23 protein-coding genes are annotated in these 25,205 nt (G+C 67.3%); 11 read left to right on the forward strand and 12 right to left on the reverse strand.

Features of this window, described 5'->3' with window-relative positions:
- Positions 1 to 4: 4 nt before the first annotated feature.
- The 3 genes from J2X98_RS05720 to J2X98_RS05730 form a co-directional block, all read right to left on the reverse strand.
- Entirely contained in the window at positions 5 to 1,330 is a 1,326-nt protein-coding gene (locus J2X98_RS05720) for an ABC transporter substrate-binding protein (protein WP_141944545.1), read from the reverse strand.
- Between the two features lie 124 nt (positions 1,331 to 1,454).
- A complete protein-coding gene (locus tag J2X98_RS05725; protein WP_307305328.1) occupies positions 1,455 to 2,285 on the reverse strand; it encodes a hypothetical protein in 831 nt (276 codons plus the stop codon).
- A gap of 97 nt (positions 2,286 to 2,382) precedes the next feature.
- On the reverse strand, positions 2,383 to 3,384 hold the full coding sequence (locus J2X98_RS05730; RefSeq protein WP_307305331.1) for a Gfo/Idh/MocA family protein: 1,002 nt from the start codon (positions 3,382 to 3,384) through the stop codon (positions 2,383 to 2,385).
- A gap of 186 nt (positions 3,385 to 3,570) precedes the next feature.
- Between J2X98_RS05730 and J2X98_RS05735 the strand changes: the two genes are divergently transcribed.
- Complete coding sequence (locus J2X98_RS05735; protein ID WP_141944541.1) at positions 3,571 to 4,788, forward strand: ROK family transcriptional regulator; 1,218 nt, start codon at positions 3,571 to 3,573, stop codon at positions 4,786 to 4,788.
- Positions 4,789 to 4,818: 30 nt separating this feature from the next.
- Here the strand turns inward: J2X98_RS05735 and treS are convergent, their stop codons facing one another.
- Complete coding sequence (gene treS, locus J2X98_RS05740) at positions 4,819 to 7,194, reverse strand: maltose alpha-D-glucosyltransferase (protein ID WP_307305335.1); 2,376 nt, start codon at positions 7,192 to 7,194, stop codon at positions 4,819 to 4,821.
- A 277-nt stretch (positions 7,195 to 7,471) separates the two neighbouring features.
- On the opposite strand from treS, the gene J2X98_RS05745 reads away from it, so the two are divergent.
- Positions 7,472 to 8,356, forward strand: a complete 885-nt coding sequence (locus J2X98_RS05745) for a GAF domain-containing protein (RefSeq protein WP_307305338.1) — start codon at positions 7,472 to 7,474, stop codon at positions 8,354 to 8,356.
- A complete protein-coding gene (locus J2X98_RS05750) occupies positions 8,353 to 9,285 on the forward strand; it encodes an SGNH/GDSL hydrolase family protein (protein WP_307305341.1) in 933 nt (310 codons plus the stop codon). The genes J2X98_RS05745 and J2X98_RS05750 overlap by 4 nt, the downstream gene beginning before the upstream one ends.
- A 5-nt stretch (positions 9,286 to 9,290) precedes the next feature.
- Here the strand turns inward: J2X98_RS05750 and J2X98_RS05755 are convergent, their stop codons facing one another.
- On the reverse strand, positions 9,291 to 10,643 hold the full coding sequence (locus J2X98_RS05755; RefSeq protein WP_307305343.1) for a uracil-xanthine permease family protein: 1,353 nt from the start codon (positions 10,641 to 10,643) through the stop codon (positions 9,291 to 9,293).
- Between the two features lie 201 nt (positions 10,644 to 10,844).
- Between J2X98_RS05755 and J2X98_RS05760 the strand changes: the two genes are divergently transcribed.
- Positions 10,845 to 11,450, forward strand: coding sequence for a malonic semialdehyde reductase (locus tag J2X98_RS05760; RefSeq protein WP_141944532.1), 606 nt, complete (start codon positions 10,845 to 10,847; stop codon positions 11,448 to 11,450).
- Between the two features lie 128 nt (positions 11,451 to 11,578).
- A complete protein-coding gene (locus tag J2X98_RS05765) occupies positions 11,579 to 12,112 on the forward strand; it encodes a 2'-5' RNA ligase family protein (RefSeq protein ID WP_307305346.1) in 534 nt (177 codons plus the stop codon).
- On the opposite strand, the gene pgm is transcribed toward J2X98_RS05765, so the two are convergent.
- A complete protein-coding gene (gene pgm, locus J2X98_RS05770) occupies positions 12,109 to 13,773 on the reverse strand; it encodes a phosphoglucomutase (alpha-D-glucose-1,6-bisphosphate-dependent) (protein WP_141944529.1) in 1,665 nt (554 codons plus the stop codon). The two genes, J2X98_RS05765 and pgm, sit on opposite strands and share 4 nt — an antisense overlap.
- A 238-nt stretch (positions 13,774 to 14,011) precedes the next feature.
- Between pgm and J2X98_RS05775 the strand changes: the two genes are divergently transcribed.
- A complete protein-coding gene (locus tag J2X98_RS05775; protein ID WP_307305352.1) occupies positions 14,012 to 14,977 on the forward strand; it encodes a nuclease-related domain-containing protein in 966 nt (321 codons plus the stop codon).
- Here the strand turns inward: J2X98_RS05775 and J2X98_RS05780 are convergent.
- Complete coding sequence (locus J2X98_RS05780) at positions 14,937 to 15,863, reverse strand: LysR family transcriptional regulator ArgP (RefSeq protein ID WP_307305356.1); 927 nt, start codon at positions 15,861 to 15,863, stop codon at positions 14,937 to 14,939. The two genes, J2X98_RS05775 and J2X98_RS05780, sit on opposite strands and share 41 nt — an antisense overlap.
- Before the next feature lie 71 nt (positions 15,864 to 15,934).
- Between J2X98_RS05780 and J2X98_RS05785 the strand changes: the two genes are divergently transcribed.
- Together J2X98_RS05785 and J2X98_RS05790 are read left to right on the forward strand one after the other, a co-directional pair.
- Entirely contained in the window at positions 15,935 to 16,531 is a 597-nt protein-coding gene (locus J2X98_RS05785; RefSeq protein ID WP_307305358.1) for a LysE/ArgO family amino acid transporter, read from the forward strand.
- Positions 16,532 to 16,565: 34 nt separating this feature from the next.
- Positions 16,566 to 17,072 (forward strand): DUF4190 domain-containing protein, encoded by a 507-nt coding sequence (locus tag J2X98_RS05790; RefSeq protein ID WP_307305360.1) that lies wholly within the window; start codon positions 16,566 to 16,568, stop codon positions 17,070 to 17,072.
- A gap of 59 nt (positions 17,073 to 17,131) precedes the next feature.
- Here the strand turns inward: J2X98_RS05790 and J2X98_RS05795 are convergent, their stop codons facing one another.
- Positions 17,132 to 17,830 (reverse strand): FadR/GntR family transcriptional regulator, encoded by a 699-nt coding sequence (locus tag J2X98_RS05795; protein ID WP_307305363.1) that lies wholly within the window; start codon positions 17,828 to 17,830, stop codon positions 17,132 to 17,134.
- Positions 17,831 to 17,975: 145 nt separating this feature from the next.
- Between J2X98_RS05795 and J2X98_RS05800 the strand changes: the two genes are divergently transcribed.
- The 3 genes from J2X98_RS05800 to J2X98_RS05810 are packed head-to-tail and all read left to right on the forward strand — an operon-like array spanning position 17,976 to position 22,108.
- Entirely contained in the window at positions 17,976 to 19,346 is a 1,371-nt protein-coding gene (locus tag J2X98_RS05800) for an SLC13 family permease (RefSeq protein WP_141944519.1), read from the forward strand.
- A gap of 34 nt (positions 19,347 to 19,380) precedes the next feature.
- On the forward strand, positions 19,381 to 20,592 hold the full coding sequence (locus J2X98_RS05805) for a CaiB/BaiF CoA transferase family protein (protein WP_307305366.1): 1,212 nt from the start codon (positions 19,381 to 19,383) through the stop codon (positions 20,590 to 20,592).
- Position 20,593: 1 nt separating this feature from the next.
- Complete coding sequence (locus J2X98_RS05810; protein ID WP_307305369.1) at positions 20,594 to 22,108, forward strand: carboxyl transferase domain-containing protein; 1,515 nt, start codon at positions 20,594 to 20,596, stop codon at positions 22,106 to 22,108.
- A gap of 86 nt (positions 22,109 to 22,194) precedes the next feature.
- Here J2X98_RS05810 and J2X98_RS05815 read toward each other — a convergent pair whose 3' ends face one another.
- The 4 genes from J2X98_RS05815 to J2X98_RS05830 form a co-directional block, all read right to left on the reverse strand.
- Positions 22,195 to 22,656 carry a LapA family protein gene (locus J2X98_RS05815; RefSeq protein ID WP_307305372.1) on the reverse strand — a complete coding sequence of 154 codons (462 nt, stop codon included), beginning with the start codon at positions 22,654 to 22,656 and terminating at the stop codon, positions 22,195 to 22,197.
- 202 nt (positions 22,657 to 22,858) lie between these two features.
- Positions 22,859 to 23,062 (reverse strand): hypothetical protein, encoded by a 204-nt coding sequence (locus J2X98_RS05820; protein WP_141944512.1) that lies wholly within the window; start codon positions 23,060 to 23,062, stop codon positions 22,859 to 22,861.
- 157 nt (positions 23,063 to 23,219) lie between these two features.
- The gene (locus J2X98_RS05825) at positions 23,220 to 23,444 is read right to left on the reverse strand and encodes a hypothetical protein (RefSeq protein ID WP_141944510.1); all 225 of its coding nucleotides are present in this window, start codon (positions 23,442 to 23,444) and stop codon (positions 23,220 to 23,222) included.
- Positions 23,445 to 23,583: 139 nt separating this feature from the next.
- Positions 23,584 to 24,990, reverse strand: a complete 1,407-nt coding sequence (locus tag J2X98_RS05830; protein ID WP_307305378.1) for an amidase — start codon at positions 24,988 to 24,990, stop codon at positions 23,584 to 23,586.
- Positions 24,991 to 25,205: the final 215 nt, after the last annotated feature.

Raw genomic sequence — 25,205 nt, forward strand, 5'->3', positions numbered from 1 at the left:
CGTCCTACTTCTTCAAGACGGATTCTAGGCCCGACTGGAAGGTTTGCAGGGCAGTCTTGGCATCTGCCTTGCCGGTGATGATGGTCTGGCTGAACTGGTTGAGTGCCTGGCCGCCGTCGAGCGCAGCCAGGTTGGCGTTGAGTGTGCTGCCCTGGGCAGCAAAAGTCTTGGCGATGGGCTGCCATTCCTTGACGATCTTCACGTTGTTGGGGTCGTTTGCGAACTCGGGCATCTCGGTGATGGACTTGAAGACCGGCAGGGCGGACATCAGCTTCTTCTGCCACAGCTGCTTCAGCTGGCCCAGGTAGTACACCAGGAATTCCTCTGAGGCGTCCTGCGACGGGGTGTTGGTGTACATCATGATGTTGTTCGGGAACACGATGGTGGCTTTGTCGCCGTGCGGCCCGGTGATGGGATCGGCCACCATGAGGTCTCCCGACGTGTCGCCGACGCGCTGCGGCACGTTGACCTGGAACAGGCCGTAGCCTGCCTTTCCGTCCTTCCACTGCGCTGACATGTTGTCCGTGGTGTAGCTGACGGCAGCGGGGTCGATGATGCCGTTGGACACGAGTTCCAGGACGAACTCCATGGCCTCGACGTTCCGGTCATTCATCAGGTCCAGCTCGCCGTCCTTGTTCCAGACACCGCCGCCGTTGTTGACCATCATCATGATCATGGAGTGGTTGGCGTAGTTGTTGCCTGCTCCTGCGCCGGTGGTGAAGCCAAACGCGCCGACCTTCTTCAGTGCCTTGCCCGCCTCCAGCAGGGACGGCCAGTCAGTGGGGAGTGCAACGTTTGCCTTGTCGAACAGGGACTTGCGGTACCAGAAGACGCGCATGTCCAGCTGCCACGGGACGGCCACGTAGCCCTTGGCCGACTTGAAGGGGTCCAGCACGCCGGGCAGGAAGTCGTCGAACTGGCCGTTGGCCTTCAGCTTGTCGATGACCTTGTCCGCGTAGGCGATCTGGCCCTGCTGTTCGAACTGGAAGGCCTGGAAGCCGCCGCCGGTGGAGACGGCCGGGCCTGTCTTCGAGGCGATCGCTGAGGAGAAGGTCTGGTAGAAGTTGTTCCACTGGATGATCTGGTAGCTCGCCTTGGCCCCGTTGGCGCCGGAGAAACCTTCCGCGATGCCCTTGGCGGCGTCATTGTAGGCCGGCGTTGCCCAGGGCATGTCCCAGAACTTGATGGTGCCGCCCGCTCCGCCTCCGCCGCCCTGCGATGCCGAGCCGCCCCCGCATGCAGCGAGGAGGGGTGCTGCGGCAGCGGCAGCCGTCAGGCCCAGGAAGCCGCGCCGGGAGAAGGAACGGCGCTGTTCGGAAGTTGCGTTCATGATGTGTCCTTTCGGGACCGTCCTGGCCTGCGCCGGTGGTGCGGTCCTGCTCATCGTCGAGAGTGGAGGTGGGACTGGACTGTGCTGCGGGGGTGCTTGTTCGGTTGCGTATCGGAGGGGCTGGTTACGGGGCGGCGAGGGTTGCGTAGAGGTCGGTCAGCCGGGCGAACCCGGCCAGATCGTCTGGACGGGTGCCGGCGTGAAGATGTTCCTTCAGGCGCCGCCACGCATACCGGTGGGCGGATTCGTAGAGGGTGGGGAGCAGGAGTTCGCCGTGCGCCCCCGTAACCCGGACTTCGGCGGGCCACGCTGCGTCCGGGTCGGGAACCTGGACAGCTACCCCGCCGTCGGCAGTGTAGAGGCGGATATCGACGCCGGCCGGGCGGGCAGCGGTGAGCACGCCCTGGGCGGTGAAGGGGGCGCCGTTGCCAAGTCGGCCGCCCACGGTGTATCCGGCGGCATTGCCGTTGAGCCGTGCCACGCCGTCGAAGGGGCCGCACACGGCCAGCAGCGCGGCCAGGTGCTCGCCCAGGATCCGCTGGGGGTCGCTGCCTGGAGCCGCCGTCGCAACGCTGTCCAGCAGGGACGCAGTGCCAAGTGCGCTGCGCACCGCGTCCCGGGCGTCCGGGTCCGCGGCTTCGCCCACCAGTGCGGGATTGGAAGCCCAGCGAAGGTCAAGGACGACGGCGGTACCTGCGGCACCTGCCGCGGCTGCCAGTTCCGAGGTGTCCTCGGGAACCGGGTTGGCCACCACAATGCCCCGGGCGCCGGAGCCGGTCGCGGCAGTGGCTTCGGCGGTCCAGCCGAATCCGCCGGCGATGACCACGACGTCGGCACTGCCTGCCCGCTCCTCCGGGGCTGGTCCGAACGTTGCGGGCAGGGATGCCATGGTCTGGGTGACGGCTCCGCCTGCCACGGCCCCGGGGTTTGCCCAGACGGTGTAGTGGCCGTTCATGCCGAAGCTCCTGCTTTGTTTGCGGCATCTGCGTGCAGTGCCGCCGCACCTGCCACCGTGGCATCCGCGATGGCGAGGGCGAATGTAAGGTCGTCAATCAGCGCCTGCGCGGAGGGAACTGGCCGGGTTCCCCTGGCCAGTTCAGCCAATTCGCGCCACTCGCCCTCGTAGCCGTTGTGGCCGTAGGGACCGAAGACCTTCTTTCGGTGCCGCTGCCACGCGAGAAGGCAGCGACGGCGGAGCCCGCCTGGACGTAGGACGGCGTGAAGTCGATATGCAGTGCCGTGTCGTCCGCGATTGCTTCGAACGACCATTCCGGCTTCCAGGTGCTGTTCATGACGGCCCGCAGTTCAATCGTGCGGCTTGGCGTGCGGAGCGAAATGGTGTAGCCGAACGGGCGGACGTGAAATACGTGGAGGAGCTCGACCTGCTCGAAGTCCGGCGTGAATCGGCGCACCAGGGGCAGGTCGTGGATTGCCAGGCCCATGACGCCGCCCTGCAGCGCGGTTTTGATGACCTCGATGTCCGAGTAGTCGGGCTGGGCGGCGGTGGGGCGGGTGATGATTTCAGTTGCGAAGTCTTCGAAGCGGGCATTGGGCGGCAGGACGATGGAGGACCGGATGGTGTGCACCTGCTCCGGAAGGTCGCCCCAGTTCTCTTCTGCCGCGAGCCAGCCGGGATCGAAAGTGTGCATGGCCCCGACGATGATGGGTACGCCGGTTTCAGCGCTGACTGCGGAGATGCGGGCAGCTTCCTCCCCGCTCATGGCGAAGGGTTTCTCGCAAAGAACTGCCTTCTTGCCTGCCCGGCAGGCGGCGATGACCTGGTCTGCATGGAATTGATGGGGGCTGCAGATGGCCACGATGTCCACAGCCGGGTCACCAAGAAGGGTATCCATCCCGGTGCTGGATGTTGCGCCGACGCGGGCTGCAACGGAGGAGGCCACCGCCGGGTCCACATCCATGATGTGCCGCACCTCGAGGATGTCCTGAAGCCGGGCCAGGGCCGGGAGATGGATGGCCTGCGTGACCGGGCCGGCGCCGAGAATGCCGACGCCGAGGAGCCGGTCTGCTGGCGCTGCGTGGTGTGACAAGTTCAATTACCTCTTTGTAAGCGGACTCTGTTGTGGCGGGATCAGTTCCGTGAATGCCTGCTAGCGGAATGACGAATGTGCCGTGAATCACAACGTAGAGGCACTTTTGACGCGCGTCAAGCAAAAGTTGTTTGTTGCGCATCGTTCTTCTGCCGTGATGACAGCACCAAGTAAGAGTGTTATGACTTAGACATGACTCAAGCCACGGGGAAACAGGCCCTAAAAGACGCCGACGTCGGCAGCCTGTCCCGCGCCGGCGATCTTTTCCAACTGCTGCGCGACGGCAGGGCGCGCACCCGGGCCGAACTCGCGTTGACCACGGGACTGGCCCGCTCAACCGTCGCTTCCCGGATTGATGCGCTGATGCTCTCCGGCCTGGTGGGTCCCGCAGGCGAGGCGCTGTCCAGCGGCGGCAGGCCGCCGTCGCGCTTTGCCTTCAACCCCTCCGCCCGGCTGGTGCTTGCCGTGGACGTGGGCGCCACCCACGTGATCGTGGCGGTCACTGATTTGGGCGGGAAGATCCTCGCAGAGCACCGGCTTGAACAGCAGGTGGCCGATGGGCCCGAGGCAGTGCTGGACCAGGTGGTGGCGCAGGGCAAGGAACTGCTTGGCTCCGTGGGACGGGGGGTTGGCGAACTCGCTGGGATCGGCATCGGACTCCCCGGACCCGTGGAACATGACACCGGCAAGCCCGTAAAACCACCCATCATGCCGGGCTGGGACGGGTTCGATGTGGTCAGCTACGTCCAGCGGTCCCTCCCCGTCCACGTGCTGGTGGACAACGACGTGAACATCATGGCCCTGGGGGAGCAGTCCGCCCACTGGCCGGAGCACAACAACTTTTTCTTCGTCAAGGTGGCCACGGGCATCGGCTCCGGCATCATCAGCAACGGCGAACTGCAACGCGGTGCCAACGGTACGGCGGGCGACCTGGGACACGTCCAGGTGGCCCGGGGCGCGGATATCCTCTGCGCCTGTGGAAACTATGGGTGCCTGGAGGCACTCGCGTCAGGTCCCGCCGTCGCGCGTTCCCTGCGGGAGCACGGACTGGACGTGGCAAGGGGCGCCGACGTGATCCGGCTCGCCGCAGACGGCAACCTGCAGGCCATCCAGGCCCTGCGCCAGGCAGGCCGGGACATCGGCGAGGTGCTGGCTTCCGTGGTCAACCTGCTCAATCCGTCAGTCATTGTGGTGGGCGGCAGCTTTGGGGAGACGGGGGAGCACGTCGTGGCCGGCATCCGCGAAGTGGTGTACCGGCGCTCGCCGCCGCTGGCCACCTCGCACCTGCGCATCAGCGTCTCCCGCGCCGGAAGCCAGGCTGCCGTACTGGGGGCAAGCCAGCTGGTCACCCAGTACATCCTGTCGCCAGCCGTCATCGAAGCGACCCTGGCCGGGGCCGCCGCCGGGTGACGCAGGGGATTCCGGCGCCACCCGGGGAACCTAGGCTTCCGCGTCGGGCTCCGGCGCCTCGGTCAGGATCAGTGCCGTTCCGCCGTAGGCCGGCAGTTCCAGGAAGAAGCTGTGCAGGTCGTCCACCTGCCCCACGGTCTCGCCGCTGAACAGGTCCTGGACGTTGGCGCCTGACGGCAGTTCGTTGGACTGGATGCTGCCGGCGATGTCCTGGCCGGAGAAGTTCAGTGCCGTGACCTGAAGGGCTCCGTCCTTGAGCCGGTTGACCAGCACCAGTGCGCCCCGGTTTGAGACGTCCGGAACGTCGAGCAGGGTGCCGGTGGCAATCCCGTTGTCTTCACGAACGGCAAGGATCCGCTGCAGCCGCCTGGCGAACGAGTCCGGGTCCTTCAGCTGTTCCGGCAGCGGCCCGTAGAGGCTGCGTGCCCGGGGCATCCCTGCCGAGGAGGTGGTGGCGTCCGGGCTGGTTCCCATGAGGTCGTGGGCGCCGCGGTTGATCCAGCGCGTATCACCCTGGGAGGTGAGTTCGCGGACGCTGCTCCGGTCCAGGGCCAGGATGCCTGTGAGGTCCCAGCCGGAGAGGGCGAAGACGCCGGGCTGCAGGGCGTTGTACATGGCCAGGAGCAGGTGGACGTCCCTGATCTGCGTTTCCTGCTCCGGGGTGATGTCCGCCGGGTCCTTGATTCCCAGCGCGGCCATGATGAAGCTGACCGTGGTGCAGGCAATGCCGTTGGTGGTGAAGACGGCGTTGTAGGGCCCGTTCTCGCCGGTCAGCCGGTCCCGGAGGGTCTGCTGGATCTGCTCTGCAAGCTGGGCTCCGGTGAGTTCCTCGCCGTTAAGCTCGAACATTTCGTCCCGGTGCCCGGCGGCGAAGTGCAGGAGTTCGTAGGTGAGCTCGTCATGGTTCTGCAGGGCATGCACCAGCGAGGCCTGGTCGACGCCGATTTCCAGGGACAGCCGCAGGGTCAGCCGCAGGAATTCGGTATCCGCGGTGACCAGCGAGTAGTGGTACGCCGGGCGGGTGATGAAGTCGTAGGAGAGGTCCGGCCCGGAATCCGAGGTTGCCTTGATGTCGTCAATGGTCAGGTTCAGCTCCTGGAAGGAGAATCCGCCCACCTTGCGGATCATGGAACCGATGAGCTGGTTGGCGGCCTCGGAGAGCGGGTGCCCTTCGGACCAGCCGGGCTGCTCCTCGGCGCTCTTTTCCACCCCCAGGAAGCCGTTGGCGTCCAGGCGCAGCGCCCCGGTGCCCAGGTCCACCAGCGAGTGCAGGGCATCGCCCACCACCAGGCGCATTCCTGCGAAGGTGGGGTCCAGCCAGTTGATGGAGGGCTGGCCGGCCTTGAAGTAGTGCAGGTAGACCCAGCGGCGGGTCTTGCCGGTGGTGTCCACGATGGGGCGGGTGACGCTCCAGTTGGTTTCCTTGACCCCGGGTTCGTAGAAGATGACGCGCTGCAGCCGCCCGATGATGTAGCCGGCCTTCTGCAGCGCCTGCTCCGAGTCCGGGCTGAGGTTGACTGAATCGGCACCCTCGGGAACATCCGGCAAAAGGTGCCAGTCCTCTTCCGGAATATCCACCATGTGGTAGATCCCGGGGTAGTCCCGGAAGTTCATTTCGGCCAGGCGGAAGTCCGCGCCCTTGCCGGTGTGGCCGGGGACAATGTCATCGATAACGGTGCCGTCATGCTCGGCGGCAACCTCGCACATGCGGCGGAACTCGTCTTCCGTGCCGAAGACCGGGTCGATCGCCATGCTGATGCGGTCGAAGTGCCCGTCCACGCTGGGCGTGTGCGACCAGCCGCTGATGCCGCCGGCAAGCTTCACGGGGCCGGTGTGGATTCCGCGGATGCCGATTTCACGGAAGGCCTTCCACATTTCGGGGTCGCCCAGGGCGGAGAGGAATGACTGGCCGGTCGGCGTGATGAAGGACAGGGGATAGGCGGTGAACCAGACGGAAGCGCGTTCGACGGCGGCACGCGGGTTGGGGTGCGCGTACGAGTTCTGCCACATGCTGGCCTGTCCGGACAGCTGCCGCGCCAGCGTGTTCGCGTCCCCCAGCATGGCCTGGTTGCGGAGCCACTCCACGTACGCGGCGTTCCGCCCGTCGAATTCGAAGGACGGCTTGCTGCCTACGAACTGGCGCCGCCGTGCGATGGGCCGCAGTGCTTTGGGCCGGGCCGCGAAGAATTGCTCGTCGAAATTGACGTCCAGTTCCGTGGCCTGCTCCGCAGCACCCGCGTCCAGTTCCGTGGCCTGCTCCGCAGCACCCGCGTCCAGTTCCGTGGCCTGCTCCGCAGCACCCGCGTCCAGTTCCGTGGCTTGCTCCGCAGCACCCGCGTCCACTTCCCCATTTACTGCGTCTGCATCCGCTTCCGAAGTGTGTTCGCTGGTGCCCGGCTCCCGCATTAGCTCCTCTTTCCGTTGCTCGTTTCCGTGCTGGCATGGATGCTTCAAGACCCCCTTGCCCAGGGACAGGTACCCAGGCGGGCAGGGAGTATTCGGCGTTCCCTCTCCCGATGCTACTGCGCAGCGATGCCGGTGGAAGGGACACCGGCGCGCCGCTCCTCCCTAAGCTGCCAAAACCCCCTTGTTTTCCCGGTGTCCACCTTCAAGCCGCCCACCGGCCGTATGCTTGGAGCAAAGGTTTTGCAGTGGGCCGGAGCTCTGATAGCAAGGCTGGAACATGGCCGCTGATCCCACCGGGCAGGTTGGCTGGGGACCGCTTCCAGTTACCCCGGAGCCGGTTTTCGACAGTAAAGACGTTGAAACCTACCTCGGGGAAGTCACCCATGACCTGATGGTGGACATTGGGGGCCAGCGGCGTGGCATCGGCTGGGCTGCCACCCTCTTCCGGTTGGGTAAAGGACACGCGCTGGCGGCCAGCACCGAGCAGGCGCGCGAGGCGGACCGGGAGCAGTGCTCGTTTTCCGATGGACCGGTCATGGAGGCGGTTCGCAGCGGAGAGTTCGTCCTGGTGTCCGACCTGGGCCTGGACCGCCGCTGGCCCGGATATTCCAGCATCGCCGCCGGCCACGGCGTTCAATCCCTGCTCGCCGTTCCCATCCTCTCCGAGGGCGGCACCAGCGCGGCCATCAGCCTGTATGCGCCTGCCCCGCACATGTTCACCAGCGACGACCTGGTCAGCAGCCGGCGTTACGCACGCCAGGTTGCCCGGGCGCTGCGTGTTGTGCTCCACGTGGCGGAGCGCGCGGAAGCGACGGCGGGTCTGGCTGTCGTGCAAAGTTCCCTGGTGCTGGTGGACCTCGCGGTGCGCAGCCTCATGAACGAATACGGACTCACGCGCGAGGGCGCGCTGCGCTTCCTGCAGACACAGGCACTGCACCACGAAGTGGACCTGCGGGACGCGGCATTGAGCGTCGTTGCGCCCAGTGGAATGGACCGCGGGCCCGCGCAGCCTGCGGGACTGCGGCAGGAACCGTACGACGGCGTGGCGGAGCTGCCGCGGCCGTCGGCGGCGGGGCGGGACTTTCCAACCGGAACGTCACCCCGCAGGGACGCCGGGGCGGGGAGGGAACCCCCGCCAGCGGCAAAAGGGAGGACGGCATGACCATCGAGAAGCAGGAACTGCGGCCCGTCGAACAAGGAGTAGCCAGGCACCCATGGCACCGGTTCGTTGCCCTGGGCGACTCCTACATGGAAGGAATTGGCGACCCCGAACCGCACAGCCTGGGCGGCCTCCGGGGCTGGGCGGACCGGGTGGCGGAGGAACTGGCGGACGGCCAGCCGGACTTCGCCTACGCCAACCTGGCCATCCGCGGCATGCTGCTGAAGCAGATCCTCGATGCCCAGCTGGAACCGGCCCTGGCCCTGAGACCCGACCTGATCGCCATGTCCGGCGGCGGCAACGACATCGTGTTCCGGCATGGCGACCCCGACAAGCTGGCAGAAAAGATTGACGAGGCCGTGGGCACCTTGGCCGCGACGGGCGCCACGGTGCTGCTGTACGCCGGCCCCGACTGGGGCAGCACGCCGGTTTTCGGAAAGATCCGGGGCCGCGTCGCCATCTACAACGAGCACCTGCACAGGATAGGGGCCCGGCACCACGCCATCATGGTTGACCTGTGGTGCCTGCCGGAGCTTCAGCACGAGGCCATGTGGGACCCCGACCGCCTGCATCTATCCCCGCTGGGGCATCACTCGGTTGCCGTGGCCACCCTCAACGCACTGGGCGTGGCCCACCCGCTCAAGCCGCTCCAGCCGCGGCCGCTTCCGGCCCACGGGTGGACGCAGGCCCGGGCCGAGGACCTGGTGTGGGCGCGGCAGTACTTCGTGCCATGGGTGCTGAAGCGGCTGCGCCACCACCAGGCCGGCGGCCCCTTAATGGCTAAGCGTCCGCAGCCGGAACCGGTGTTCGGCCTTGGCCGTCCCGGTCCCTTCCCGCCCGGCCATCCCGGGGGCCATGCCTCCGGGCGCGGCGTCCCATCCGCTGTGGACATGGGACTCGACCCGGCGCTGGGATCGGACAGGGTGGCCTGAGGCGCCTAGCGCTTCCGGGGAGCGCGCTTGGCGGCAGCCTTCATGGCGGCCTTGGCCGCGGGCGGCAGCGCTCCCGGCTCGGTTTCCGGTTCTGCCACGGTCCCGCGTGCTTCCGCGATGGCCTTCATGCCGTGGTAGATCACCAGGGCGGCGGCCGAGCCAAGGGCGATGCCGGTGAACTTCAGGTCGCCGATGGTCCAGGTGTAGTCGGCGATACCGATGATCAGGGCCACGGCAGCCGTGGTCAGGTTGACCGGGTTGGAGAAGTTCACCTTGTTCTGCACCCAGATCTTCACGCCCAGGATGCCGATCATGCCGTACAGCATGGTGGCCGCGCCGCCCAGCACGCCTGCCGGGACGGTAGCGATCAGTTCGCCGAACTTCGGGGAGAAGCTGAGCAGGATGGCGAACATGCCCGCCACCCAGTAGGCCGCCGTCGAGTAGACCTTGGTGGCTGCCATCACGCCGATGTTTTCTGCATACGTGGTGGTGCCGGATCCGCCGCCGAAGCCGGCCAGCACGGTGGCTGCGCCGTCGGCCAGCAGCGCGCGCCCGGAGACGCCGTCGAGGTTCTGCCCCGTCATGGCGGCCACCGACTTCACGTGGCCAATGTTCTCCGCCACCAGCACCAGGACTACGGGGACGAACAGACCCAGGACGCCGATGTGGAACTCCGGGGTCTGGAAGTGCGGCAGGCCCACCCATGCTGCGGCGTCCATCTTGTCGTACTTCACCTCGCCGCGGAGCATGGCCACCAGGTAGCCCACCACCACGCCCACCAGGATGCTCAATCGGCCCAGGATGCCGCGGAACAGGACGCTGACCAGGATGATGGTGACCAGCGTGACCAGGGCCGTGACGGGCGCCGCGTCAAAGTTCTGTTTGGCGGCGGGGGCAAGGTTCAGGCCGATCAGGGCCACGATGGCGCCGGTGACGATGGGCGGCATCAGCCGGTTGATCCAGCCTGCGCCGAACTTCTGCACCACCGCGCCCACCAGCGCCAGCGTGGTACCGGCGAGGACCACGCCGCCCAGTGCGCCGGGGATGCCGAACTGGGCCTGTGACGCGGTGATGGGGGCGATGAACGCAAAGCTGGAGCCCAGGTAGCTGGGCACCCGGCCCTTGGTGACCACCAGGAAGAGCAGCGTTCCGATCCCTGAGAAAAACAGGGTGGTGGCCGGCGGCATCCCGGTGATGATGGGCACCAGGAAGGTGGCACCGAACATGGCCACCACGTGCTGCATGCCCACGCCGATCGTCAACGGCCAGGCCAGGCGCTCATCCGGCGCCACCACCTGGCCGGGCTTGATGGATTTGCCGGTGCCGTGCAGCTTCCATTTGATTCCGAGCATGCTCATGGGAAGGAAAGCCTTTCAGGGGGGATGCCGCGAATGGGCGAAAATCGACTCGCTCCAGAATACCGCCAAGTTTTCCAGGACTGCCGCTGTGGCCAACGTCACCTGCCGCCACGGGAAGAGGAGGAAAGCAGTTGAAGTTGCAACTATGGAAAGCAACAGAAGCCACCCCGCAGGCAGGGCGGCGCAGCGAAAGGTAAGCACATGACCATTGCCCATGATGAGGCGGTTATCGATTCCGCAGCGGTGGACGCCATCTTCGCCCAGGCCCGCACCGCCAACTCCTTCACCGGAGAGGTGACGGAGGAGCAGGCACAGGCCATCTACGAACTCACCAAGTTCGGCCCCACCGCGTTCAACTCCCAGCCGATGCGCGTGACCTACGTCCGCTCGGCCGAGGCCCGCGCCACCCTTGTGGACGCCTTGTCCCGCGGCAACCAGGCAAAGACGGCTTCCGCTCCCCTCGTGGCCATCCTCAGCTACGACACCGACTGGGCCGGCAAGTGGGACGACTTCCTCCCCGGCTACAACGCCCCCAAGGCCATGTACGACGCCGACCCGGCCCTGGCCGCAGCCACGGGCAATAACAATGCCCACCTGCAGGCCGGCTACTTCATCCTGGCCGTCCGCTCGCTCGGTTTCGCCGCGGGCCCCATGACGGGCGCCGACTTCGCCGCGATCGACGCAGCCTTCTTCCCCGCCGGGGACCAGAAGAGCTTCCTGGTGGTCAACATCGGCCAGCCCGGAGAGGAAGCCTGGGGCGCGGCCAAGCCCAAGTTCTCTTACGACGAGGCCGTCCGCACCGTCTAACAGTTCCCGACGCGCCATCACCTACTGCCCCCTTTTCCCCAACGCCCCATCACCTCCTGATGGGGCGTTGGGGTTTTAAGGGCGGGACGTGATGGGGCGTCTGACGGGGGGAGTGGGAGACTGGGGCCATGCCGATCCGGAACCTGATTTTCGTGGCCTTCGTCGAACCGGTGGCCGAGGGCCAGGTCTTCCCGCGGACTGACTGGCCGCTGCACATCACGCTCGTGCGGTTTGACGTGAGGTTCGACGCCGGCACTCCAGCAGGTGCCGAACCCGCCGAACGCATCGCCGGGCTGGCGGACGGGACGGCCACCGCAGCACTTGGTGCCCCGCTGACCGTAGCGGAGGACGCGGGGTTTGGACGGAACGCGTCCGTCCCCGTCAACCTGGTGGAACCGCACCCCGCCCTGCAGGAACTGCATGAAAAGCTCGTGCAGGCCGTGGCGGATGTTGGCGGAAGGATCCTCACGCCGCACCACACCCTCACGGGTTACCGGCCGCACGTCTCCCACCAGGTGGGCACCGGCCCAACCGCCACCAAGCGCCTCCACCCGGGCGACGCCGTCGTACTTGACCGCGTCGCCCTGGTGGACATGGCTCCCGGCGGCGACCACACCATTAGGCGCGTCCTCCGGCTCTGGAGCCGCGAAGGTGAAAGCTAGGCGATGACGCTGTCCACCAGCGCCTTGGCCTCGGCCTGCACCTGCTTCAGGTGTTCCTCGCCCTTGAAGGACTCGGCGTAGATCTTGTAGACGTCCTCCGTGCCGGAGGGCCGGGCCGCGAACCAGGCGTTCTCGGTGACCACCTTCAGCCCGCCGATTGCTGCGCCGTTGCCGGGCGCCTCGGTGAGCTTGGCGGTGATCTCTTCGCCCGCAAGCGACGTCGCCGTGACGTCGGCAGCGGACAGCTTGCCCAGCTTCGCCTTCTGTTCACGCGTGGCGGCGGCATCGATCCGGGCATACACCGGGGCGCCGAACTGGTCCGTCAGTCCCTTGTACAGCTGGGACGGGGACTTGCCCGTGACCGCGGTGATTTCGGAGGCCAGCAGGGCCAGCAGGATGCCGTCCTTGTCCGTGGTCCACACACTGCCGTCCAGCTTGTTGAAGGACGCGCCCGCGGATTCCTCGCCGCCGAACGCGCCCTCGCCGGAGAGCAGGCCCGGCACAAACCACTTGAAACCGACCGGGACCTCGACGAGCTTGCGGCCCAGGCTCTCTGCCACGCGGTCGATGATGGAGGAGGACACCAGGGTCTTGCCCACCACGGAGGCTGGGTTCCAGCCGCTGCGGTTGCGGTAGAGGTAATCGATGGCCACGGCCAGGTAGTGGTTGGGGTTCATCAGGCCCCCGTCAGGGGTGACAATCCCGTGCCGGTCGGCGTCGGCGTCGTTGCCGGTGGCGATGTCAAAGGCGGGCTGGCCGGAGGCCGCGGCGTCGGACATCCGCTGGATCAGCGAGGCCATGGCGGACGGGGAGGAGCAGTCCATGCGGATCTTCTCGTCCCAGTCCAGGGTCATGAAGGCCCACTGCGGGTCCACCGTGGGGTTCACCACGGTGAGGTCCAGGTGGTGGCGTTCAGCGATTTCGCCCCAGTAGTCCACGGAGGCTCCGCCCATGGGATCGGCCCCGATCCGGACGCCGGCCTCCCGGATGGCGTCCAGGTTCAGGACGGACGGAAGGTCATCCACGTAGCTGGAGAGGAAATCGAACTTGCCGGTGGTGTCCGCGGATTGGGCCTCGGCCAGCGGAATCCGCTTCACGCCGCGCAGGCCGTTTTCCAGCAGCTCGTTGGCCCGGTTTGCGATCCAGCCCGTGGCGTCCGAGTCGGCCGGGCCGCCGTGCGGCGGGTTGTACTTGAAGCCGCCGTCGGCCGGCGGGTTGTGGCTGGGGGTCACCACGATGCCGTCCGCCTGGGGCGCGCCGGGCGCAGCCTTCCGGTTATACGTGAGGATCGCGTGGCTCAGTGCCGGAGTAGGGGTGTAGCCGTGACGGGCGTCGACGAGGACCTGGACGCCATTGGCGGCGAGCACCTCCAGGGCGGAGTTCTGCGCCGGCTCGCTCAGGGCATGGGTGTCCTTCGCCAGGAACAGCGGACCGGTGACGCCCTGCGCTGCCCGGTACTCAACGATCGCCTGGGTGATGGCCACGATGTGCGGCTCATTGAAGGACGCCTTGAGGCTGGACCCGCGGTGTCCGGACGTGCCAAACACCACGCGCTGGCCGGGGTCCCCCAGGTCCGGCGTGATGTCGTAATACGCGTCAAGGAGCGCAGTGATGTCAACAAGGTCCTGTGGTTGGGCAACTGTGCCCGCGCGGCTAGCCATGGCTCCAGCATGCCAGAACCTGGCAGGAGTCAAAACGACCCGCCCAAAATCCGGCCCCTGTGACACGCAATGACGCCGCCAAACAAGTAGTCCACCTGAGTACCTGGCCCGGAAAGTACCTATATACCTGCCCTCCGGCACCCTGCTAATTTCAAGAAAATTCCACGATGCAACGAAAGGAACGGACGACGGCGGGCCGTCGCCGTCGTCATTTCCGCCAAGGAAACGGGGACGTCCAATGGGGGCAGGAGACGGGGCAGCGGAGCAGTCCAGGCTCGCCGCCGAGCGGGTTGCGAGGCTGAAACGCCGGCTGGACCAGACGGAGCGCTCCACAAAGTCGTGGGACGCCGGCGCCGTGGGGGAGCAAGTGGTGGCGGAAAAGCTCAGCGAGCTGGTGCCGCGCGGCTGGTACGTGCTCCACGATGTCCACTGGCCGGGCCGTCCCAAGGCGAACCTGGACCACGTCCTGGTAGGACCGGGCGGTGTGGTGGTGGTTGATTCCAAGAACTGGACGGGTGAGGTCCGGGTGGCATCCGGCGTGCTGTGGCAGGGCCGTTTTGCGCGGACCCAGGCCGTGGAAGGTGCCCTTGCCCAGTGCGCTGCCGTGGCCTCGGTGCTGACTCCACCGCATCGCAGGCTGGTGCGGCCGCTCATCTGCATGGCCGCGCAGCCGGACCTGTTCGGCGTGACGAACTCGGACGTTGCCATTGCGGGCTCCCAACGGGTGGTGGCCGCTATCGAGGCGCTGCCGCCAGTGCTGGACCAGCAGGAGGTGGTGGGGCTGTATGCGCAGCTGGGCCAGCAGCTTACGCATGAGCAGGAGCCGGGCATTACCGCGTTGCGGAACGTGCGTCCGGGTACCGTGGTGCGCCCGCCGGACGCTTTACCGCCCGGAGGCTCCACTGCAGTTCCCCGCATGAAGCCCGGGCCCCGGAAGGCGGCAGGTCCGGACGGAACAGGACGAAGCCAAAGCGCGGCCCGGCACCCTGCGGGCAAGGCCCTGCCCCCCAGGGCGGCGAACGGCGGGCGGCAGGCGTCAGAGCGGGCCGGGACGCCGCCAGGATCACGGGCCGGCGCCGCTGCCGGCGCCCACGGCCGGAACGGCAGTGCCCATCAGCGCGGCACCACGAGCGGAGGAAAGCTGGCGCTGCTCGCCGCCTTCGTCATTTTCGCCGTCTATATCCTGCCCTACTTGGGCCGCTAGCCTCCGGGGCACCTCCGGCCCGCAGCCGGTCTGCCGCAGCGCTGCGGACGGCGGCAGTAACCCGGTTGAGCCGCTCCGAATCGAGGGTCCAGGCCTGCCAGTAGAGGGCCACGTCCTGGTGGTCGGCTTTCTCCAGCCGGACCAGCGCGCCGGACTCCAGCTCGTCGGTGAGCTGCAGCTCCGGGATCATCCCCCAGCCCAGGCCGGCGGTCACCGCGGTGAGGAATCCCTGCGAGGACGGGACGGTATGCGTGGGAGGTTGTTCGCCCACGCCCTTCGCCGCAAGGAGCTGCTGCTGCAGGTTATCTTTTGTGTTGAATCTGAGGACCGGCATGGCCGCCCAGTCGATGCCCCTTGAGGTGGAAAAACGGCGGTGCAGTGCGGGGGCAGCCACCGGGATGTACCGCATGGAACCCAGGAGTTCCACCCGGCAGCCACTGACCGGGACGGGGTCCGAAGTGACGGCGCCCGTGACCTCGCCCTCGCGCAGGAGCTGGCTGCTGTAGCCCTGGTCCTCCACGTGGAGGTCGAGGGCTGAGTCGTCCCATCCGGCGGCCTGCTGCAGCACGGGGACAAACCAGGTAGCCAGCGAATCGGCATTGACAGCCACCGGGAGATGGGCCCGGGAGGACGCTCCGGAGCCAAGAGCAGCGGCCGTTTCCGCCTCCAATACCTGCACCTGGCGGGCCATCCGCAGCAGCAGGGCGCCGGCGTCGGTGGCGGTGCAGGGCAGCCGGCGGCGCACCAGGACCTGCCCCACCGAGGCTTCCAGCGCCTTGATCCGCTGGCTGACGGCGGACGGCGTGATCCGGAGGAAATCCGCCGCTGCCTCGAACGTACCTTCGTCCACCACAGCGACGAGGGCCTTCAAGTGTTCCAGGTTCATGAAGATATTCTAAGGAAAGAGAAGAATGTTTTATTTGCCTGCATATGGCGCAGGATCCTACCGTCGTTGATATGTGGACCGCAGGGATTACCGGAATGCTGACAGGGCTCGCGCTCATAGTGGCGATTGGGGCGCAGAACGCGTTCGTGTTGCGGCAGGGGATCAGGCGGGAGCACATTGGGGCCGTGGTAGCCGTCTGCATGGCCGGTGACGCCCTGCTGATAGTGGGCGGGACAGCCGGCATCGGAGCGCTGGTGGCGCGGTTCCCCGGAGTGCTGGAGGTCCTGCGCTGGGCCGGCGCGGCCTACCTGCTTTGGTTCGGGGTGCGGTCCTTCACAGCGGCGGCGAAACCCTCTGCGCTTTCGGAGCAGGCGCCCAGGTCAAAGAACTCCGTGGTTGCCACCACTGCAGCACTGACTTTCCTCAACCCGCATGTCTACCTGGACACCGTGGTGTTGTTGGGCAGCGTGGCCAACCAGCAGGGCGCCGACCTGCGCTGGGTCTTCGCCGGCGGCGCAGTCGCCGGCAGCGTGCTGTGGTTCTCGGCCCTGGGGTACGGGGCGCGGGCGCTGGCAGGTGTCCTCCACAGGCCGCAGACCTGGCGCTGGATCGACGCCGGGATCGGGGTCCTGATGGTCTTCCTGGCCATCCGCCTGGTACTGCACTGAAGTAGGCTGTAGGCAGATTCGCAGGGGAGAAACCATGACCAACCAGCCATCCCAGGGACCTGACTACCAAGGCAATGGCTCGCCCTGGCCCGGCCACCAGCAGCCGGCAGGGAACAACCAGGGACAGTACGGGCCGCCCGACTATGGCCGCGGATCCTATGGCCAGGGACGGTTCGGGACCCCGCAGTACGGCCAGCCGCAGTACAACCAGGCCCCCTACAACCAGGCCCAGTACGATCAGGCCCAGTACTTTGGCCAGCAGGCGTACTACGGCAGGCCGGAGCCGAAGACCCTGAGCATTGCCAGCATGGTCTGCGGCATCGCCTCGGTCATCATGGGCTGGCTGGTGCTTCCGCAGGTCGCCGCAATCATCACCGGCCATCTTGCCCTCCGCCGGGAACCTTCGGGCAGGGGCATGTCCATCAGCGGCCTGGTCCTGGGCTACCTGTGCCTGCTGGGCTACGGTGCACTGTGGCTGCTGCTCATCATTGGCCTGGCCGTCGCCAGCACGTCCGGTTCGAATAGCGGCGGCACGTTCTAGTCCCGGCCGGCCAAGGATGCGGCGACGGCACGGGCGCTTCAGCCGGGGCGCCGTCGGTCCTAGCGGAGCAGCTCCACGTCAGAGACAAGGTCGATGTGGGCCAGCATGGCGTCCGCGGCTGAGGCGCCATCCTGGGCGCGGATGGCCTCGGCGATCTTCCGGTGCGAGGCCAATGACTGCTCGGGGCGCCCGGGCTGGCCCAGCGATTCCATCCGGGTCTCCAGGATCATTTCCGCGATGAACGCCATCAGCTGCGCCAACACCGACGAGTGCGCAGCGGCCGTGATGGCCTGATGGAACAGCTCATCGCCGTGGGTGCCGCGGTCGCCGTCGTGGATTTCCTTTTCCATGACGTCCAGGGCGGTGTCGATGGCCGCCAGGTCCTGGTCAGTCCGTCGTTCAGCGGCAAGGGCGGCAAGCTTCACTTCAAGCGTGCTGCGGGCTTCCACGATTTCCGGGAGGCGGCTCTGGTGGGCGCGCAGACCTTTGATGACGGAGGCCACGCTGGGCCGCCTGGCCAGGACTGCCCCGGTGCCGTGCTGCACGTCGATAACGCCAAGTACTTCAAGGGCCACCAGGGCCTGGGCCAGGGTGGCGCGGGAAACGCCGAGCCGCTCCGCGAGGTCGCGTTCTGCGGGCAGGAGGTCGCCGGGCTTCAACTGCGCGGACTCGATGTAGGCGAGGATCTGCTCCACCAGTTGCTCGTAGAGCCGCGGACGTGAGACCCGCTCCAGACCCAGTCGTGCTGCCTTCTCCACAAAGCCCTCCCTCGGACGTACCGGATCAGGATACCTCCTTCATCTATTGACAGATAGACTCACTGTCTAAGAGGCTAGTCCAGTGAGCCAGTAACTCACGTCACACACTCGCTCCCCCTAGCTTCCCCAAAATGGAGGACCAACGATGTCCGCTCCTGTGTTATCGATCATCATCCTGGCGGTGATGTTCCTGCTCGCGACCGTCCTGCCCCTGAACATGGGTGCGCTCGCGTTCGTGGGCGCCTTCCTGCTGGGCGCCGTAGTCCTTGGCATGTCCACCAACGAAATCCTGGCCAACTTCCCCGGCGGCCTCTTCCTGACCATCGTCGGCGTCACCTACCTGTTCGCCATCGCCCAGAACAACGGCACCATCGACCTGCTGGTCCGGGGTGCCGTCAAACTCGTGGGCAGCCGCGTTGCCCTCATTCCCTGGGTCATGTTCGCCATCACCGCCGTCATCACGGCTGTAGGCGCCCTGTCTCCCGCGGCCGTTGCCATCATCGCCCCGATCGCCTTGAGCTTCGCCGGCAAGTACAGGATCAGCCCGCTCCTGATGGGCATGATGGTCATCCACGGTGCCCAGGCTGGCGGCTTCTCGCCCATTGCCGTCTATGGCGTCACCGTCAACGGCATCCTTGCCAAGACGGACCTGGCCTTCAGTCCCACGGCACTCTTCCTCTCCAGCTTCATCTTCAACCTGGTCATCGCCCTGGTGCTCTTCATGGTCCTGGGTGGAAGGAACCTCCTGTCCTCCAGGGTGGGGCACTTCGTGGAGCAGGCAGCCGAAGCCCGCATGGCCGTCAGCGTCGGCGCCAAGGCAGCCGGTGGCGACGTCCCCTTCAAGGGCGTCGGCTCCGGCATGTACGGCCCCCGCGACCCCGCAGGCGACGGCGTCGCCGCCACCAAGGAGCGCAAGGAACGGATCCCGCAGTTGGTGACCATTGCCGGCCTGATCGTGCTGGCCGTCGTGGCCCTCGGCTTCAAGATGGACGTCGGGTTCGTATCCATCACCATCGCCATCGTGCTGGCCCTGGTATCGCCCGCAGCCCAGAAGGGCGCCATCAACAAGATCAGCTGGTCCACCGTGCTGCTGATCTGCGGCATGCTGACCTTCGTCGGCGTACTGGAGGAAGCCGGCACCATCGAATTCGTTTCCAGCGGCGTTGCCGGAATGGGAATGCCGCTCCTTGCGGCCCTCATCATCTGCTTCATCGGCGCCGTGGTGTCCGCCTTTGCCTCCTCCACCGCCATCCTGGCGGCACTCATCCCGCTGGCCGTGCCGTTCCTCTCCACTGGCGAGATCGGTGCCGTCGGCGTCATCTGCGCCCTGGCGGTCTCCGCCACCATCGTGGACGTCTCACCGTTCTCCACCAACGGCGCCCTGGTGCTGGCCAACGCGCCCGAGGGTGTGGACAAGGACCAGTTCTACAAGCGGATCCTCGGCTACAGCGGAATCGTTATCGTGGCCGGTCCCGTCCTGGCCTGGCTGGCACTGGTGGTTCCCGGCTGGCTCTAGCCACCTACGCCGCACTTTAGAAAGGAAACCCAGCATGTCTACAACCGAATCTTCCCAAGGACCCCTGGCCGGGCACCTCGTCGTCGACCTCAGCCGCGCACTGGCAGGTCCGCACGCCGGGATGATGCTGGCCGATCTCGGCGCCCGCGTCATCAAGGTGGAGAGTCCCGGGACCGGAGACGACACCCGGGGCTGGGGGCCGCCCTTCGTGGGGCCGGAGGACGACCTCCAGTCCACCTACTTCATGTCCTGCAACCGCAACAAGGAGTCCATCACCCTGGACCTGAAGAGCGGCGACGGGCAGGCGGTACTGCGCGGGCTGCTGGAGCGCGCGGACGTGGTAATCGAGAACTTCCGGCCCGGCGTCATGGACCGGCTGGGCTTCTCCACCGCCGCCATGCACCAGCTCAACCCGCGGCTGGTCATCCTGTCCATCACCGGCTTTGGCCACGACGGGCCCGAATCCCAGCGCAGCGGCTACGACCAGATCCTCCAGGGGGAAGCAGGCCTCATGTCCCTCACGGGCTCGGGGCCGGACGATCCCCAGCGCGTGGGCGTCCCCATCGCGGACCTGCTTTCCGGGATGAACGGCGCTTTTGGTGTCCTCGCCGCTTTGGTGGAGCGGAACAGGACCGGGCAGGGCCAAGTGGTGCGGACCTCGCTGCTGGCATCGCTGATCGGGGTCCACGCCTTCCAGGGCACCAGGACCACCATCGCAGGTGAAGTCCCGCAGGCCCAGGGCAACCACCACCCGTCCATCGCCCCCTACGGCCTGTTCAACTGCAAGGACGGGAGCGTGCAGATCAGCGTCGGCAGCGAGAAGCTCTGGCAGTCCTTCGCCGCGGCCTTTGGCCTGGAACCGGCTGCCCCGGGCTTTGCCAGCAACGCGGAAAGGGTGCGGAACCGCGATGAGGTGATTGCCGCCGTCGAACGCGCGTTCGCGGACTATGGCGCTGTTGAGTTGCTGGAAAAACTGAACGACGCCGGGATCCCGGCAGGGAAGGTCCGCTCGCTGGACGAGGTGTACGCGTGGGAGCAGGTGGCCTCGCAGGGCCTGGTGGTTGACGTGCAGCATCCGCTGCTTGGAAAGATCAGCCTGCCGGGCCCGCCCCTGCGGTTCTTCGCACCCGGGGACGCGGCCGAAACCACCCGGACCGGCCACGACGCGCCACCGCTGCTCAACGAGGACGGCGCCGCAATCCGCGAATGGCTGGGCCTGGGTGCCACGCCTGGCGGCTCCAAATAGCATGGCGACGGCAGAGAATGTACGGCACATGAAGGCAACCGAACTGCTGGACGCGGTGGTGGACCCGGGGTCGTTTGTCTCCTGGGATAGCGAACCGGAGCAGCCCGCGCTGTCGGAGGAGTACGCCCGCGACCTGGCCAAAGCAAGGGAGCGCAGTGGCGCCGACGAATCGGTAATCACCGGCGCCGGCCTCATCCGCGGGCGCCCGGTGGCACTGATCGTCAGCGAATTCTCTTTCCTGGCCGGCTCCATTGGGCATGCTGCGGCGCAACGGATCGTTGCCGCCGTCGAACGCGCCACCGCGGAGGGCCTGCCGCTGCTGGCCGGCCCTGCCTCCGGCGGAACCCGCATGCAGGAAGGCACGCTCGCGTTCCTGTCGATGGTGAAGATTACCGGCGCTGTCCGGGCACACCGCCAGGCCGGGCTGCCCTATCTGGTCTACCTGCGGCACCCCACCACCGGCGGCGTCATGGCGTCGTGGGGATCGCTGGGACACATCAACGTTGCCGAGCCGGGTGCCCTGCTGGGCTTCCTGGGGCCGCGGGTGTACCAGGCCCTGTACGGCGAAGCGTTCCCGGAGAACGTGCAGGTCGCCGAGAACCTTTTCCACAAGGGGCTGATCGACGGTGTGGTGGAGCCCGGCGACCTGGCCGACTTGGTGGCCCGGGCCCTGGACCTCCTCTCTCCCGGACATCCGGCGGCTGCGCCGCCTGCTCCGCCCGAAACCCTGAACATCCGGCCAGCGGCCGTTGACGCCTGGACCTCCATCGAGCTCTCCCGGCGGCCCCGCCGCCCTGACCTGCGCCAGCTGCTGAAGTTCGGCGCCACGGACGCCCTCCCCCTTAACGGGGCGGGACAGGGCGAGAAGGACCCGGGCCTGCTGCTGGCGCTGGCGCGCTTCGGCACCCAGTCCTGCATCGTGCTGGGACACGCGCGCCCGCTGCGCAAGGATGGTGCCGGGATGGGGCCAGGCTCGCTGCGGGAGGCCCGCCGCGGGATGAAACTGGCAGAGGAGCTCAGGCTTCCCCTGCTCACTGTCATTGATACTGCCGGTGCGGCGCTGTCCCGGGAGGCGGAGGAGGGTGGTCTGGCCGCGGAGATTGCCCGCTCGCTGCACGAACTGATCGGGCTTGGTTCGCCGTCGGTCTCGGTGCTGCTGGGCCAAGGCGCCGGGGGAGGGGCCCTGGCGCTGCTGCCCGCGGACAGGACCATCGCTGCCCAGCACAGCTGGCTGTCGCCGCTGCCTCCGGAGGGTGCCAGCGCCATCGTCCACCGGACCACCGCGTTCGCGCCCGCCATGGCCCAGGCGCAGGGGGTGAACGTCGCCGCGCTGCACGCCAACGGCCTGGTGGACCACATTGTTGATGAGCGTGCTGATGCCTCACTGGAGCCGCGGGAGTTCTGCACCCGGATGGCCCGTGCCATTGAATATGAATTGGGCAGGGTGGCCGCTGTTCCGGTGCCTGAACTCGTGGCCGCACGGGCCCGGAAGTTCGCCTCCCTGGGACGGCGCTGACGCTGTGCCGGGGGCTGGAATGGGGTCGGCTCCCGGTTTTTACCCCCGGTCCGGCACGCGCAAAGCCATGAGTACGCCTGGGGCGCTTACCTCCGCTGTCGCGCCCGGTCCCGGTGGACATTCATGCGCAGCTGCAGGATGCGGGCACCGCCTGCCACTGCCACCAGCACCCCTCCGGTCACCGCGGCGATGAAGAGCGCCATGCCCAGCGGGACAGAACCTTCAAATCCCAGGAAACGGACCAGGGCCTGGTCCTGGTTCTGGAGGATGAAGATGATCAGCAGGATCAACAGCACAAGCGCGGCAACCACGGCGGCCCAGATGACACCTGCGCGGGTGACTTTGCGGTCCGGGGCGGCGCCTGCCCTGGGGGCCGCGGCCGTGGGCGCCGCCGTGTCCGGTGTGTCTGCCCGGTAAGAGGGTGCGTTGCCGCGCCCCGCGGCGGGGGCCGCCGGTGCTGCCGGTGCTGCCGTGGAGTCGGGCTGCGTGGTGCCGGGTTCAGTTTCCGGCCGGCGGTCCGGTCCCGGCGTGTACTGTCCTGCGCTCATTGTCGTCCCTCTTCCCAGGATGGTAAGCATGCTTATTGTTCAACCATAGACGTCAGGATCCCCGCAGCACAACGACTGGAACGACGGCGTGCGGCGCATCAGGGACAGGCCTGGCATGGAGCTGTCATGGAGCCGCAATGGCGGAGGGGGCCCCGGGCGGGGACCCCTCCGTGACTCCTGTCCGGGTCGGTCGCCCCGGTCGTCACACCCTCTCCTTGCTCCGCTCGGCCGAGGGGGTGCGTGGCGCAGGCGTCCGGCGCCACTTGGGGAAGGCCCAGAACGTGAATTCCTGTGCCTTGTCCGGCTCCTCCGGGGTCTTCTCGGGAGCCTCCGGTTCCGCTTCAGGCTGACGCTTGGTTTCTTTCCTTGCGCCCCACCCGAAGTCCTTGCTCGATGCGTAGCACATCACAGACCTCCTTATGGTGACTGCCCTTTAATCGTCCTCCGGTTTGGTGCGGGAGTCGATAGACCGGCGAAGGGGCAGGGGGCCGCGGAGGCAAGGCCCGCGATGGGCCGGGACATCAGGACCAGGAGGCTTCCAGCCGCTTCCAGCCGGGCGCCGCTCAGCTGCCAGGCACCATGTCCTGCGCCTCCTGCGGGCGGTGGAACTCGCAGGGCCCCTGGTGGCGGAGGGGGAGGAGGCAGGTCCGGCCCGTGGGAAGGTGGACCAGGGCGCACCGGCCCGTCATGGCCAGGTCCTCGCGGACGTTGGAGTTGCTCAGGTCCGGCCGTTCGTCGTCGGCCATCCCGGTGGTTCCGGCGTTGGCAGCAGGGTTCTCTGCGTTCATGGTGGGGCAACTCCTCATCGGGCGGAGGGCGAATGGAGGGTGCTGAATGGTGCTTCTTCCAGTCTGTGCCGTGAGGATTACGGGCGGGTTAAGCGGCCGTTAGGTTCAGGTCAACAACGGCCAACAGCAGTGGCTGGCGTCAGTACCCTATCTGGTGCGCCACCTGAAGGAGGAGTACCTCCGAGCCCATGGGGCCCACCAGTTGTATGCCCATGGGCAACCCGCTGCCGGGGGTCCCGCCGGTCCAGTACACGGGAATGGTGATGGCCGGCAGGCCGCACACGTTGACCATGGAGGACCAGGGCGCGAATTCGCACTGCTTGCGGTAGTCGCCGTCTGCATCGCCCGGCCATTGGGCCGCGGGCCAGCGCTCACTGCCATGTCCGGTGCCGGTGAACCATCCCACCGGCCGCGGGGTCTGCGCCAGCGCCGGCATCAGCATGAGGTCCCACTGCCCGTACTGGGCCACGGTGTCGTGCTGGAACTGCCGGAGGAAGGCCAGCGCCTCTGCGAGCTTCGCGGGGCTGCGCTGCTGGGCGCGCCGCCGGAAAGTCCGGGTCAGGGGTGCCAGCAAGGCTTCGCGCGTGGGGCTGATCCTCGCCGTGCCCACCCCGGCGGTCCAGGCCGTGGTGAAGGCATCAGGGTAGCGGTTGTCATAACGGATGGCAGCGTCGGCAAGGACATGGCCCGCGTGTTCCAGGAGGGCCTTGCCGGCGCGGAGGGCGTCAAGTGCCTCGGCGTCGGGCGTGAAGGGAAAGGTGCCCGACCATGGGCTGTCCAGCGTGACGCCGATGCGGAGCCGGGAAGGCTCCTGGCGCAGTGCCTGGAGGTATCCGTTCCCCGGTGCCAGCGCATCCATCATCAGTGCTGCATCCTCCGCGCTGCGCGCAAGGGGCCCGGGCGCCACCAGGCGGGCCGGATCTCCCGCGCTTTCCCCGGCCAGCACCAGGCCCCGGCCCGGTTTCAGCCCCACCAATCCGCACGCCGCGGCCGGAATCCTGACCGATCCGCCGCCGTCGGTCCCCGGCGCGAACGGCAGCAGCCCTGCCGCCACCGCCGCGGCGCTGCCGCCGGACGAACCTCCCGAACTCCTGCTGGGGGCATGGGGATTGCGCGACGGCGGTGCGATGCGGTTTTCGCTGTAGGCCGTCAGTCCGAATTCGGGCACCTGCGTCTTGCCCAGCGGAATCACGCCGGCGTCCTTGAAGAGGGACACCAGGGGAGCGTCCGACGGCGCAGGCTTGTGCTCCAGTGCAGCACTGCCGTGCGTGGTCACCACCCCGGCCACGTCGGTGAGGTCCTTGAAGGCCAGAGGCATGCCGTGCAGCAGGGGAAGGTCGCTGTCCAGGGCGCGGGAGTAACGGGCATCAGCTGCCCGTGCCTGTTCCATGGCCTGGTCCCCGGTGACGGTGATGAAGGCCCCCAGGCGGGGGTTCTGCTGCCCGATCCGCGCGAGGAAATGGGCGGCGGCATCTGCGGCGGAGACCGTTCCACTGCGCAGGAGATTCCGCAGCTGCATTGCCGAAAGGTCGTGGAGTTCAGCCACGAAGACGTGCCTTCCGCTGCGGCCCCAGGGTGTTCCGCTCCGCCCGTGCGCGCGGACGCGGCGCTGGCGCGGTGGTGGCCACGGGCTTTCGGGACATGGAAACCTCCTTGTGCTCCACCAGCCTAACCCGCTGCTTTCCGGCATCTGTTTCGAGCGTGCCGGCTCCGGTCGGGGCGGAAGCAGGTGGAAGGGATAGGCTTAAAAGTGACTCTGAT

Source organism: Pseudarthrobacter enclensis (assembly GCF_030811655.1).
In the GTDB taxonomy this organism is placed as follows: Bacteria; Actinomycetota; Actinomycetes; order Actinomycetales; family Micrococcaceae; genus Arthrobacter; species Arthrobacter enclensis_A.

Excerpts from the sequence above, each read along its gene's own strand:
- J2X98_RS05720 (WP_141944545.1), bottom strand. The coding sequence starts at position 1,330 with ATGAACGCAACTTCCGAACAGCGCCGTTCCTTCTCCCGGCGCGGCTTC.
- J2X98_RS05725 (WP_307305328.1), bottom strand. The coding sequence starts at position 2,285 with ATGAACGGCCACTACACCGTCTGGGCAAACCCCGGGGCCGTGGCAGGC.
- J2X98_RS05735 (WP_141944541.1), top strand. The coding sequence starts at position 3,571 with ATGACTCAAGCCACGGGGAAACAGGCCCTAAAAGACGCCGACGTCGGC.
- treS (WP_307305335.1), bottom strand. The coding sequence starts at position 7,194 with ATGCGGGAGCCGGGCACCAGCGAACACACTTCGGAAGCGGATGCAGAC.
- J2X98_RS05745 (WP_307305338.1), top strand. The coding sequence starts at position 7,472 with ATGGCCGCTGATCCCACCGGGCAGGTTGGCTGGGGACCGCTTCCAGTT.
- J2X98_RS05750 (WP_307305341.1), top strand. The coding sequence starts at position 8,353 with ATGACCATCGAGAAGCAGGAACTGCGGCCCGTCGAACAAGGAGTAGCC.
- J2X98_RS05755 (WP_307305343.1), bottom strand. The coding sequence starts at position 10,643 with ATGAGCATGCTCGGAATCAAATGGAAGCTGCACGGCACCGGCAAATCC.
- J2X98_RS05760 (WP_141944532.1), top strand. The coding sequence starts at position 10,845 with ATGACCATTGCCCATGATGAGGCGGTTATCGATTCCGCAGCGGTGGAC.
- J2X98_RS05765 (WP_307305346.1), top strand. The coding sequence starts at position 11,579 with ATGCCGATCCGGAACCTGATTTTCGTGGCCTTCGTCGAACCGGTGGCC.
- pgm (WP_141944529.1), bottom strand. The coding sequence starts at position 13,773 with ATGGCTAGCCGCGCGGGCACAGTTGCCCAACCACAGGACCTTGTTGAC.
- J2X98_RS05775 (WP_307305352.1), top strand. The coding sequence starts at position 14,012 with ATGGGGGCAGGAGACGGGGCAGCGGAGCAGTCCAGGCTCGCCGCCGAG.
- J2X98_RS05780 (WP_307305356.1), bottom strand. The coding sequence starts at position 15,863 with ATGAACCTGGAACACTTGAAGGCCCTCGTCGCTGTGGTGGACGAAGGT.
- J2X98_RS05785 (WP_307305358.1), top strand. The coding sequence starts at position 15,935 with ATGTGGACCGCAGGGATTACCGGAATGCTGACAGGGCTCGCGCTCATA.
- J2X98_RS05790 (WP_307305360.1), top strand. The coding sequence starts at position 16,566 with ATGACCAACCAGCCATCCCAGGGACCTGACTACCAAGGCAATGGCTCG.
- J2X98_RS05800 (WP_141944519.1), top strand. The coding sequence starts at position 17,976 with ATGTCCGCTCCTGTGTTATCGATCATCATCCTGGCGGTGATGTTCCTG.
- J2X98_RS05805 (WP_307305366.1), top strand. The coding sequence starts at position 19,381 with ATGTCTACAACCGAATCTTCCCAAGGACCCCTGGCCGGGCACCTCGTC.
- J2X98_RS05810 (WP_307305369.1), top strand. The coding sequence starts at position 20,594 with ATGGCGACGGCAGAGAATGTACGGCACATGAAGGCAACCGAACTGCTG.
- J2X98_RS05815 (WP_307305372.1), bottom strand. The coding sequence starts at position 22,656 with ATGAGCGCAGGACAGTACACGCCGGGACCGGACCGCCGGCCGGAAACT.
- J2X98_RS05820 (WP_141944512.1), bottom strand. The coding sequence starts at position 23,062 with ATGTGCTACGCATCGAGCAAGGACTTCGGGTGGGGCGCAAGGAAAGAA.
- J2X98_RS05825 (WP_141944510.1), bottom strand. The coding sequence starts at position 23,444 with ATGAACGCAGAGAACCCTGCTGCCAACGCCGGAACCACCGGGATGGCC.